11 protein-coding genes and 1 pseudogene are annotated in these 12150 nt (G+C 38.4%); all 12 read right to left on the bottom strand.

Translation table 11 applies throughout. The features are described from left to right. Window positions 1-27: 27 nt before the first annotated feature. On the bottom strand, window positions 28-486 hold the full coding sequence (locus JZO85_RS18800) for a PTS sugar transporter subunit IIA (RefSeq protein ID WP_207110050.1): 459 nt from the start codon (window positions 484-486) through the stop codon (window positions 28-30). A 230-nt stretch (window positions 487-716) separates the two neighbouring features. After that, window positions 717-2807: a BglG family transcription antiterminator gene (locus JZO85_RS18795; RefSeq protein WP_207110049.1), complete on the bottom strand. Its 2091-nt coding sequence runs from the start codon at window positions 2805-2807 to the stop codon at window positions 717-719. A gap of 293 nt (window positions 2808-3100) precedes the next feature. Continuing rightward, window positions 3101-4159 (bottom strand): zinc-binding dehydrogenase, encoded by a 1059-nt coding sequence (locus JZO85_RS18790; protein ID WP_207110048.1) that lies wholly within the window; start codon window positions 4157-4159, stop codon window positions 3101-3103. Window positions 4160-4172: 13 nt separating this feature from the next. Next, a complete protein-coding gene (locus tag JZO85_RS18785; RefSeq protein ID WP_207110047.1) occupies window positions 4173-5441 on the bottom strand; it encodes a PTS galactitol transporter subunit IIC in 1269 nt (422 codons plus the stop codon). A gap of 148 nt (window positions 5442-5589) precedes the next feature. Then, window positions 5590-5880, bottom strand: a complete 291-nt coding sequence (locus JZO85_RS18780) for a PTS sugar transporter subunit IIB (RefSeq protein ID WP_207110046.1) — start codon at window positions 5878-5880, stop codon at window positions 5590-5592. Window positions 5881-5904: 24 nt separating this feature from the next. Beyond that, window positions 5905-6378, bottom strand: a complete 474-nt coding sequence (locus tag JZO85_RS18775; protein WP_207110045.1) for a PTS sugar transporter subunit IIA — start codon at window positions 6376-6378, stop codon at window positions 5905-5907. Continuing rightward, window positions 6378-8453: a BglG family transcription antiterminator gene (locus JZO85_RS18770; protein ID WP_207110044.1), complete on the bottom strand. Its 2076-nt coding sequence runs from the start codon at window positions 8451-8453 to the stop codon at window positions 6378-6380. The genes JZO85_RS18775 and JZO85_RS18770 overlap by 1 nt, the downstream gene beginning before the upstream one ends. A gap of 399 nt (window positions 8454-8852) precedes the next feature. Then, the gene (locus JZO85_RS18765) at window positions 8853-9260 is read right to left on the bottom strand and encodes a DUF4809 family protein (RefSeq protein ID WP_207110043.1); all 408 of its coding nucleotides are present in this window, start codon (window positions 9258-9260) and stop codon (window positions 8853-8855) included. Then, window positions 9253-9930 (bottom strand): HAD family hydrolase, encoded by a 678-nt coding sequence (locus JZO85_RS18760; protein ID WP_207110042.1) that lies wholly within the window; start codon window positions 9928-9930, stop codon window positions 9253-9255. The genes JZO85_RS18765 and JZO85_RS18760 overlap by 8 nt, the downstream gene beginning before the upstream one ends. A gap of 381 nt (window positions 9931-10311) precedes the next feature. Beyond that, window positions 10312-10401 carry a putative holin-like toxin gene (locus JZO85_RS23520; protein WP_430732924.1) on the bottom strand — a complete coding sequence of 30 codons (90 nt, stop codon included), beginning with the start codon at window positions 10399-10401 and terminating at the stop codon, window positions 10312-10314. A gap of 613 nt (window positions 10402-11014) precedes the next feature. Further along, entirely contained in the window at window positions 11015-11110 is a 96-nt protein-coding gene (locus JZO85_RS23515) for a putative holin-like toxin (protein WP_430732923.1), read from the bottom strand. Between the two features lie 299 nt (window positions 11111-11409). Further along, window positions 11410-11596, bottom strand: a pseudogene (locus JZO85_RS23200) (recombinase family protein); the annotation flags it as partial. Window positions 11597-12150: the final 554 nt, after the last annotated feature.

Below are 12150 nucleotides of genomic sequence, written 5' to 3'. Positions count from 1 at the left end.
AAATAGCTGGTCTGACATCCTTTTGCTTTACGCGATCTCCAATTCCATTTCTGTCACGATGTTATACATTTCTTCTGTAGATGCTGCTTTTTCTAGGCGCTTCAATGTTTCGACGTCCTGAAAAAGTCTCATCAATTTGCTCAACATTTTGACTTGACCATCCGGGTCCTCCACTGCCATTAAGATGACTAATGACACACGGACTTTTTCTTTCGGATTGATCATCGAGCAAACCTCGATGGGTTCTGCCAAAGTCGCAATGGCTAAAGCGGATTGATGTACATGCTCACGATCCGTATGGGGAATCGCAATTCCATAATCTCCCATCTGCAATCCTGTAGGAAATCCCTTTTCTCTTTCTAATACTGCCGGAACATAGGTTGGTTTAACATAACCTAGTTCTTCCATTTTCTGCCCCAAGAATGTAATCATCTCTTCATAATCCTGCGGCTTCATTTTGCTAAAAAGCAATTCTCGTTTGATCACTCGATCCCTCCTGTTCTGTTTTTTTTGCTTCTTGCTTAATCAAAAGATAGCACGGAAACGCTTTCTTTCAAATTTCTTTTGAACTCATTTTTTACTGAACCTATTCCGTAATATTTGTATGACTTGCGGAAAACGTTGATTTCACAAGCATTTTTTATCATCAACTATTTGTAGAATTATCAGAGAATACAAAAAATCCCGTTCTCCAAAAGAACGAGATCACTATTTTATTACTTTTTGAAATCTTGAATGATGGCTAAAAGCGACTCCTTATCCTGCGCCTGATCCAGCCGTTGAATCACCTTAGGGTCACTAGCTATTTTTAGCAGCTGCATCATAGGTTGAATGTGCATTTTTTTATCGATCGGAGAAATAACCACGACATAACGATAACTCTGACCTTGACTGGTAAACCCTTGTTGTACCTTAGCTAGGCACATTCCCAGCTCACGAGCTCCATTTTCAGGAACTGTGTGAGGGATGACAATTTGATTTCCCAACACGATACTCGGGGTGACCTCTGGAAACTGTTCTTCAAGATGGCGTAAATATTTAGGCTCGACAATCTCACGGTCAATCAGATTTTTGGTCGCTGCTTGTAGAACAGCTTGCCAATTCAGATCATCCGGCAAAATGATGATACTTTCTTTTGTAATCAGATCACTCAAGTTTAGCTTTGTTTCATTCGTCAAAATCTCTTGGTCTTGTATTTGAAAAATTGAATTATACGAGATCATCAATTCTTTACGTATCTTCCCTTCTATCTCGTCATTCATCGGAAGATGTTTTTTGACAATCGATAAAATATGGTCTGGTTGCAATTTATAACTATCGATCTTGTAAATCAGCTGGATCACTTCGTTGACGATCAGGGTTTTGTTCATCGCGGACAAGTCATTTCCAACAACAATCACGGGTAACTCAGTAGTTAAGGGTGTAGTTGAAAAAATCAATTGGACTTCTAAACTGTCTTCCTTTTCATAAAACTCGCGAATCGAAAAAGAGCTGACAAAATGAATCATAGGAAACCAATTGTCTAACGTCTTTTCCAACAATTTTGAGCTGATGATGCCATTCGGGCACACGACTGCTGCTTTAACAATCGTATGATCGAGATTGATTGGTTTTTCTTTTTGCATATAGGCCCCAATGAACATGGTAATCAAATAAATCTCATCATTCGGAATGCGCTCTTCAAAAAACTCCTCCAGAGGGGCAATCGATGACTTCACAATAAAAAATAAAGGATCTAACTGATTTTTTACTATATCCGTAAGTGTATAGTCTGAAGTCAAACCATAACGAATCCGATAATACGCTGGTGTCAGATGCAGCGTTAGGTTCTCGATCAATTGTGCCTTGTCATTTAACTGTATGATTGTGTTTTTCTCCAGCATCGCGATAAACAGCTCGATATGGGTTCGCAAAGCTTCTTTGTTTAGAGAAAAAATATTGCTTAAATCGGTAATTTTCAAAGAAAGGATATAAAGGCAGAGATAAAGGTGCTCTGTATAGGATTTTGGCAATATCCCCTGTCCAGCTAATACTTTTACGATTGCAGCATATTCATTCGTGTCCATAATTTCTTTGGCCAGCAGTCCAAATCGCTGCTCAATTGTGTGTCCGTTTTTCACTCTACGATCCAGCAATACCAAAAAATAAGGCGCCGTTTGTATCCGATTGTCGGTATACTGAACCTGCAGCTCCTCTTCGACTAAGCGGAGCATCTTCCGCTGATCGTCAATTTCGGCCACTTGAATGTCTAAGTATTTTTCAAAAATGAGCTGATTATAGATGGAATCCATCACTTGGTCCGTCACTACAAGAATCAATCCGCGAATCGCTTCTTCATCCCCTCGAAAATAATAGCCACCCTTCCGAGAATAATCGATCGTTAGCTTGTGTCTTTTCAGCTGTTCTTTGAGTTTCTTGATATCTGAAACTATGGTGTTTTTACTAACCTCTAAACTTTCTGAAAAGTGATAGAGCGAAAGATAGTCTGCAGAGAAAATCAATAATAAAATAACCAACAATCGATGATACTCATCTAAAAAGCTGTTTTGATTTGCCTGTAGCTGGCTTTCGCTGTTCATGATTCCCGAGAAAGCATCGACCACTTTCGTATCAACTACAAAGCTGCCGTTACGTGATCGAATGATCTTTCGGTAGTTATTTTCTTCCAGATAGTCGTTTATTTTTTTTACTGCGTAATCTAACTGGTTGCGGGTAAGACTGTATTTTTCCATGATTTCTTTGGAAGAAATTTTCATTGTAGACGCGACTGTCTGAAGAACTTGAACGCTTCGATTGTCAAGATCCATCTATTTCCCTCCTGTCTTTATTTTTTCCTTTAGTCTAGCCTGAACAGCAAAAATAGTAAACGGTTTCTTTGTGAAATTATTTTAAAATAACATCATTATTTTTTTATCACTCTTTTATTTCTAGTTGTCTTTTCCTGTAATCGATTGCTGATAAGCACTTATTTTTCAACGTGCCACCCCTAATGGAATCTGTACAAAGGGCTCGTTCACCGTTCCCATCCGCTTTGTGAAAAATAATTCTAAAATACAAAAAAAGCTGTACCAAAAAATCTGGTACAGCTTCCTTTGCTTAATTAAAATTCACCTGGATTAGACTCGATCATTACTTTGATCTCATGACCTTCCATCACTTTATCGAAAGCTTCACGCCATTCCGTCAATGGGTATTTTTTTGTGATCATCTCATTGATATTGATCGCGCCTTTGGCTAGTAGATGAATCGCGATGGGCCAGTCATAAGGATTCTGTGAACGACTGCCGATGTATTCGATCTCTCGCTGAATGATTGATTCAGTATCCAAATCCACCATTTGATTGGCGAATAAACCTACTTGAATAAACTGTCCCTGTTTGCGAATCAATGGCAAGCTGGCATTGACAGCTGGTACAGCACCCGATGCGTCGTATACTTTGTCCACACCATAGCCATTCGTTACTTCGTCAACGATTTTAGCCAAATCTTCTTTCATTGTATCTACGATCACATCCGCGCCAAGTTTTTTCGCTAATTCTAAGCGATGACTATCCTTCGTGATCCCTGTCATAATGACAAATGCCCCAATTTCTTTGGCAATCTGAAGTAAGAACAACCCAATCGGTCCAGGCCCCATGATAATGATGGTATCTTTTAGTTCCAATCGGCTCTTTTGATACATCGCATGCACACAGCAAGCCAATGGTTCGCTCATCGCTGCCCCCTCATAACTCAGATGATCTGGCAATAGATGGATACTCTCTTCCCGTGCCAGCACATAATTGGCCATCGAGCCGTTTTGCTGGGTACCGATTCCTTTACGATGTGGACATAAATTGTATTGTTTTTCCTGACAATACTTACACTCACCGCAGACATAGAATGTGGTCTCACTGGTCACGCGATCGCCAATTTTGACCTTTGTGACACTGTCTCCGACTGCAACGACTTGTCCAGAAAATTCGTGTCCTAGCACGACTGGCGTAGTTGGATTTTTATATTCACCTTTAAAAGTATGGATATCTGACCCACAGATACCGGTATAAGCGACTTTGATCAATACCTTATCATCCGTTGCTTCAGGTACCGCAAGGTCGATAAATGCCATTTGATCATAGCCGGGGGCTTGTTTTGAAACACCCTTCATTGTTTTCGTCATTTCTATATTCCTCCTACATCACTTGTGCAACTAATTCAGACAGCTTCAAGAATATCCATTTCAGGAAGTTCCCACCAGTATCTAAATTCGTGATTTCTGCCGCGCCTTCTGGGAATTTGACGATTCCTTGTGCCATCTCAGTAATAACAGGTGCAAAGTTTGTCGCCATCAATAACGCCACTGCCATAACAACAGTTAAAGAGATGACTGAATGTAAAATATTTCCCTTACGACTAGGCACAACTAATGCCGCGAAAAATGGAATTGTCGCTAAATCGCCAAATGGCAATACTCGGTTGCCCGGTAAAATAACTGCTAAGAACAATGTGATTGGTACCATCAAGAGACCTGTTGATAGCGCTGCTGGTGAGCCCGTTGCTAACGCCGCATCCATCCCTAAATAAATCTCGCGATCACCATAACGACTTTGCAGTAATTTTTGCGCTCCTTCTTGAATCGGGATCAATCCTTCCATCAGGATTTTTACCATCCGCGGCATCAGGAACATTACTCCGCCCATGTTCATCCCAATTTGCAAAATACCGATGAAATCATAGCCGCCCAGCAAACCGAGAAACATCCCGATGATGATCCCCATGATCATTGGTTCGCCAAAAATACCAAAGCGCTTTTGAATTGTTTCTGGTTTTACATCTAATTTATTGATGCCAGGAATCTTATCGACTAACCAGCCAATTGGCAATGCTAGAACAGCATACCCTTGAGCAGAGCCTGTTGTGATACTGATACCTTCAAGTCCATAATATTCTTGGACTTTAGGAGCAGTTTTATCTGCAATAATTTGGATGATGATTGTAAACAAAATCCCGCATAGGATGCCAAAGAAAAAACTTTTTGTTACAATATAACCAGTTGCTGCCACAGAACTAACATGCCAGTAGTTCCAGATGTCAATATTCAGTGTCTTCGTTCGATTTAATGCCAGCATAATTAAATTCACGATTAAAATCACTGGAATCATCACAGCCGCGATTGGTTGCGCCCATGTCCCGGCTGAGACTGCTGGCCATCCAGCATCGATGATCGTCAAGTTTAAACCAAATCGTTCAACCATCGCTTGTGCTGCTGGACCGACGTTTGTAGTTAATACGTTGATCACCAAATTGATCCCGATCATCCCGATCCCTACAGTTATCCCCGATATAATTGCTTTTTTTACTGGAACCCTAAAAATAATCCCAACAATGAAAATAATGATCGGCAGCATGACACTTGCGCCAGCACCTAAAATACTCTGCACCACATTCATTAAACCATCCATTGATACGTTCCTCCTAAATCGTTTTTTTAATGTATTTACTTTTTTCCTTTAAAAAAATAAATCGTTTTCTTATCATGTATGCCGTCCCGCTAGTCTTCTCTATCTCGAAAGTCTGCAAAAGGCGGAACTGACACACATGAGTCTAAAATTATTGAATTTCCTTAGCTGCCTCGATGATCTGATTCTCCACTTTTTCCGTACCGATCCCTGTTAAGAAAGCCATGGCTGTAATCGCCGGAATTTTGTATTGCGTTGGCAGCATTGTTGTCGAAATCAACATGTCTGCTTCATCTTGCTTTCCTGCTGCTTCAGCTATTTTAATTTGCGTGATCTCTACTGGCATCTCATTTCTAGCAAATAAATCCTCAACCTTTTTCATAACTACCGTTGATGTTGCGATTCCTGCTCCACATGCTACTAATACACGAATTGTTTTCATAATGTTTCTCTCCCTTTTCATATTTTATAATTGATTTTTTTTGATAGTACGGATCAGTTCAGTTTCCGTTGTCGCTAACAATAACTCTGATAGAACGGTCTCGTTTTGTAATAATCCCATTAAAGACTGCAACATTTCTAACTGCGCATGGGGTTGATTCAATCCTAAAACAAAGATAATCTGTGCTTTAACTTGCTTATTGTTGTCTTCCATATTGTGAAATACCACGGATTCTTGCATCGTGATTACCGCCACGAACTCTTCCAACACACATTCGGCATCTGTATGAGGAATTGCCGCACCCACATTCATCAATTGAATTCCAGTTGGGAAGGTTTCTTCCCTTTTTCGAATGCGGTCCAAGAAGTCTTCTCGTACCCAGCCTAAATCTAAAGCCTTTTGAGCAACTTGCTCAAACAACTCTGCTTGAGAAGAAAAATTCTCCTGTGCAAAGACTAACGGTTCTTTCACATAAGCACTTAGTGTCGCTTCTGTCATTATTTTGCCCTCCAATACTCATCGTTGAACTGGATCAACGCCTCTCGAATCTCTTCTTCCGAGGTTGCTTTTTCTAATTGTGTCAGCTCTTTTGCTCCTGCTAAACTCATCATTTCAAAAATCAAATCCAGATGCTCCTCCTTATCATTGGAGCCCAGTAAAATTACGGTATGGATTTTTCTGCCGTCTTCTGCAAAAACACCCTTTTTTACAAGACCTAAACTGATTCCTACTCCAATCGCGCCCGCCTCGGCCACTGTATGAGGCAACGCAATTTTATGTCGCAAAACAGTATAGGCAGGCAAGACCGGCATCTCTTTTTTCAATGCTTTGACGTAATCTGTTGTAATGACCTGCTGTCGTTCTAATGGCCGTGCCAACGCCTCTAAAACCTCTGGCCAGCTGATCGTCTCTTCAAATAGTTGGATCGTCTCCCCTTTTAAGAGATCAACCAAATGCGGTCGTTTCTTTTCTAGGATCATCGATTCCTTCGGTGCAAACAAGCTAAGCAGTTCTTCATAAAGACTTGCTTCATCCACGACCTGAGCATGTTTTTTCACCACCGTTAAGATTTTCTCTGGTGTAACAATCTCTGTTTGGATGATTGCAGTAGATCGCAACACTCGTTCTCGTAATTGACGTTTTTCCTGATCAGATAAAAAGTTGTTGACTACAAATAGCTTCTTATCAGTTTTCAGCGGAACCGCGGAAAAAATGAAATCTACCTCATTGTTTGTCCGGTAAAATTCCCGAGCGGACATCGATCGAACAAAATCAATTTCTGGAAGCAAGTTCTTCAATGTATTCTCCAACAAAGCAGCGATTGAAATACCATTAGGGCAAACAATGATCGCCCGTTTCCGATTTTCCGGGTGAACAATTTCCGTACTCTCGACTATATGACTGCCGATAAACAGCGAAATGAAAAATAGCTCTGCGTCTGGAACCGGCTGACCAAAATAGTTTTCTAATGGACCGCTGGCTTCTTTCACTAAGTAAAACAATGAAAACAGGTTTGCATCCTTGTTTTCTTGATAAAAACGAGTCTGCAGATTAAGGTGATATTTGATTCGATAATAGGCAGGCCGCATATGTACCAGCAGCCGTTCCAGTAATTTTTCCTTTTCCTCCAAATTAACTCCTGCGATTCGTTCAAAATTCGCAATGACCTTCTCCAAGGCCTCCTTCATCTTGTTGATCTCTTTTACTGATAAAATATCCCCTCGAGAAAGATTAGTCGTCAGCAACAGCATTGTTACATAAACCCGTTCATTTTCACTTAAGCCATCGACATCCCAAATGACTCGATCGGCAGCTAAATACTCCTTCGTATCCGCAAGCTCCCGATAATTTACCTTGAAACTATAGGAGATCAATTTTCCTTTTTGCGCTCGCCTGATCATCAGAATAATCAATAGAGGTAACGTTCTTAAGCGTTCATCTGTAAATTGAACCTCTAGTTCTTCCTCCACCAATTCCACTCGTTTGCGAAAGACGTCAATCTGTTGCGGATCGATATTGGCAAATTGGATAATGAAGTTTATTCCGTTATACATCACTGCCAAATTGTTTAATAAATCAGAAAGCACATTGCGCTTATTCCATTCGTCGCCTTGGATAAAATAACCCTTTTGGCGGGTATACTTCAACGCTAACTCATTTTGTTGAAGCTCTTGATCCACTTCCTTTAGATCTCGCAGTACCGTATTGCGACTGACCTTCAACTCATCAATGAAATGATTCAGTGATAAATAGTCTTCCTTACTCAATAACATCAATTCAATTATGGCTGCTCGTTCTTTACCAGAAAACACATAGCTTTCAGTTGGCACCCCGAGCTGCTCATCACCACCCTTATAGTTTGAAAGAATCTCATTTGCGATCAGAAAATGACCATTTTTTGTCCGTTTAATCTCACTTAACTTTTCGTCTAATAAAGAATCATTGATTTTTTTCAACGCATAATTTAATTGCCCTCGCGTCAAATCAAATTTCTCACACAACGATTTACTAGTGATTTGCGGATTGTTAACCAACTCAACAAAAATCTGATTCGTTCGTTCTTCTAAATTCATTCTCATCCCTCTTTACATCTTCAATTTATACAAAAAACGCTTACATTTCTATCTTCTTTGTTCCCCAATAATTCAGTGTTCTTTATGCAACTTGGTGCCTACAAATGCTTTTTTTCACAAAAAAAAATGATTAAAGACAAGAAAGCCCTAAATAAAGGTGATTATCGATCCTAGCATTCCTGTTTTTAACTACGTATTATGCAACTTGGTACTCTTGTTCTTCCCTCATTTTAGCAAGAGTCTCATTCTTTGTCTGTTCTTTATGTAAGCTAGACTTTGCAAATTCAATGATAAAACTCTTGGACTAAATGACTCATCTCAATCTTTTTAGTTGATGCTCTCTCTAGTTTTTGCTTCATTTATCAAATCTCAAAAAAAAATCCTAGATTTTCCTAGGATTTACATGACTGCTATTTTGATTTCATAAGGTTCTACTTTAAACAATTGAACCAAAATTTCATTAACCTGCTTAAATAATTCTTCCTTGTCTTCGAAAATACATTTTGTTTGAATCCGCTGATCCTTATTTTGATAAAGAATTTGATCACCAAGATATCTCGGTTTGATCACATCGTTTTCTTTTTTCAAAACAATCTCTTCCTCGCTAATCCCTATAGGAATTACGGTCTCCCGCCATCCGTTCTTTTGCGCAATTGTTTGAACAAGTGAAGGAACATCAAAGTTGTCTAACACATCGGAGCGTTGATCTTCAAAGTGAATAGTGAAGGTCTCAGTATTTTGCAGACCGCAGGCATTGCATCCGCCTTCAATCAAAAAAGCTTTACTGGAAATAGCTGCTTTAGGCATGGTGCTTCCTCACTTCTTGATAAATTTTAACGAGAGACTCAGCATCTAATTCAGAAAAAGTTGAAACGACGGTATCGGCAAAAGCCAAATCTTGCTTTGGAAACGCTGGGTTCGCAAAACCGACACAAACCATTCCTGCATTTCGAACAGCGCCTGTTCCATTTTTTGTATCTTCAATCCCCAAACAATTTTCAGGATTCACACCTAATCGTTCCGCTGCAGCTAAATAAACATCGGGCGCAGGTTTTGAATGCGTTACTTCTTCCGTACTTACTACTTCTGAAAAATAATCAGACAAGCCGATTTCTGCTAGGTTCACTTTGATTTCTGCTAATGAAGAGGAGGAGGCTACCGCCAGCTTCAATCCTGCTTCAGATAATCCTTTAACAAAAGCTTGGACATGGGGAATCACTTTGATTCCATCCCGTTTAATCATTGCTTGGCGTAAATCAGTCATCTGCTGGATATACTCTGGTACTGACAAAGGCAGTGAAAACTCTTGCTTCATTTGTTCCCACATATACTCGCCAGTCGTCCCCATGAACTGAAAATGATAGCTCTCTTCTACTTCATGTCCCGCTTCCCTTAAGATCTGTGATTTACTTTGGAAATACGTATATTCTGAATCAACTAATACGCCATCCATATCAAAAATAATCGCTTCTAACATAAATGCCTCCTTGAATTTTGATTGAAGAAACCATCCTTAAAGTAGTGTAACATACGATATTTACTAAGGGGAATTTGTTTCAAATGGATCAGAACAAAATACCAAAGAGAAAAGAAGCAAAGAAATCAGGATCAAGGATCTGATTCAATTGCTTCTTTGAGTTAAATATTTACACTTTTACACAATTCTATTTTTGTAATTGTATATAAGCTGTTACTCCTTTTGGCTTTCATAGTTTAATATGGTACGCTTCCATACGATAAAGATGTGCTATTATTATAGAAAGAAGGGGAGTTGCTCCAACAACTCCTCAAATATCGATTAAACAGATTGTTTAATTGTTATCGTTTCTCTGATCATCAACTATAAAATAGTTGATGATCATTTTTTTTCATCTCTAACGTAAGTTAAAACTAGCACCATTAACGTTAATGATGAAAGCATCAGTGATAGTGCAGATTCAACAGGCATAGAAGATTCCCCCTTACTTTTGTCATAATAATATACCTAATCATTCTTTTCTCTACTTCTGCTTAAAATCGCTGCTTCCTTCTTTCCATAGAATAACTTTATCACTGTTTCAACTATTCAGGTGTTTTGCTCCCGGTTCATAAGTTGAGGTCTTCACCTTTGAAGAATAGAATTGCTTCAGTGATAATTTTAATTCTATATTAAGAATAAAACATAAAAAAAATAATGCCAATTTGGGGACAAATACAGCTCTACTTGACAACCGATTTTGATTATGACAAATAAGAAGAGCACTAGTGAATTTCCTAGCGCTCTCCATTTCAAATCTAAGCTTCGACCATCAATATCTTTAACTTCTTGAATAATTTATCACTATAGCTAAATAGGGAAATAGATATATAGGGATATGAGTTAGCTATCTAATTTTAATTTGATACTCAAAACAATATAAATTTAGAAGACAATTAATAGATAGTGAGTATCAAGAATTTATGCTATTATGTTAATAGAAAAGGAGAGTTGCTCCAACAACTCTCCTGGCACCGACTTTGACGGTTGGTGATTTAATGCTTACTTATTTTCAGGAATGATCGTCTACCGGACGATCATTTTTTTAATCATTTTTCGAGAAAGTCAAAATCCCAAAAATAATACTAACAATCAAAAGCGAAAATTCAATCATGAGGCTTAATGCCGATTCTACGGACAACTGTCGTAACCTCTAAATAAGGGAGTCATCATAAATATATGCACCACTTTCAAATAGATTCCAACTCGTCATCGATGCCATATAAGAATCTTAGCATAAGTAAAAAAATAAATCAGAAAAATAAGTACTTCATACTATCTTTTTTTCACCCTATTTTTAATGGTTTCTCAAATTTGAAAAAAGAGGAGAGGAGACACATTAATTTCTGAATAAAACGACTAACTTAATATTTTTCTGATCAAAGACAGTTTTAAACGAAAGATATTATACTTATTGAGAATTTTGATTTCATTGATCATTTTTTTAGATTCAAAAATTAGTGCATTATCCAAAAAATACAACTGTTATGCATTTATTTAATAATGAAATGGTTACATTTAAATCGACAATGCTTCTTGCTAGTCTATCGATTTTAGTAACTAACACTTGATCGTTATATTGTACCGTGGAAAATAATTGCTCTAATTCAGTTCTTTCTGAATTTTTGATATAACACGAAAAGCGAGTATCAATCGGATACTCGCTTTTCGTGCTATTTATTATGTTCTAAGAAGTTCTCAGCGTATAGCAGGCTAAGAAAGAAGGCCTTCATGATGAAATACAAGGAGATCAACTGGAGCCCGTTTAATACGATAGATCGCTTAACTAACCAGCCAAAGTTATATAGCGATCTATTTTTTATAGTTTTGACTAAAAGTCTCCTTCTGAATAACCAACCACACCGTCAACATGTCAACCAAGTAAATACTTTTGGATACCATTTCTTTGAACTCTATATCCTAATCTCTTTTTAGACAATGCCACTAGTCCTTTTCAAATAGTCAGTGATCACGGAATATATCAACTGTAAGTCACTTTTTCAATTCATCGTTCTTTAGTCAATAACTGTAAGCGTCAGATAATAAACAGTTGATTGCTTAAAAAAGACCAAAAAACCTCTTACTGCTGTCCAAACAGCACATCATCCACAACATCCACCAGAATCTGCTCATTCACCGTCTCATGCAGCCGATACCCTCGGCCCCAACAGGTTTCAATGA

Origin of the sequence: Candidatus Enterococcus murrayae (genome assembly GCF_017315985.1) — a bacterium.
GTDB classification, from domain to species: domain Bacteria; phylum Bacillota; class Bacilli; order Lactobacillales; family Enterococcaceae; genus Enterococcus_A; species Enterococcus_A murrayae.
Note: the sequence above shows the minus strand (reverse complement) of the source record. Positions and strands in the feature narration are given on the sequence as shown.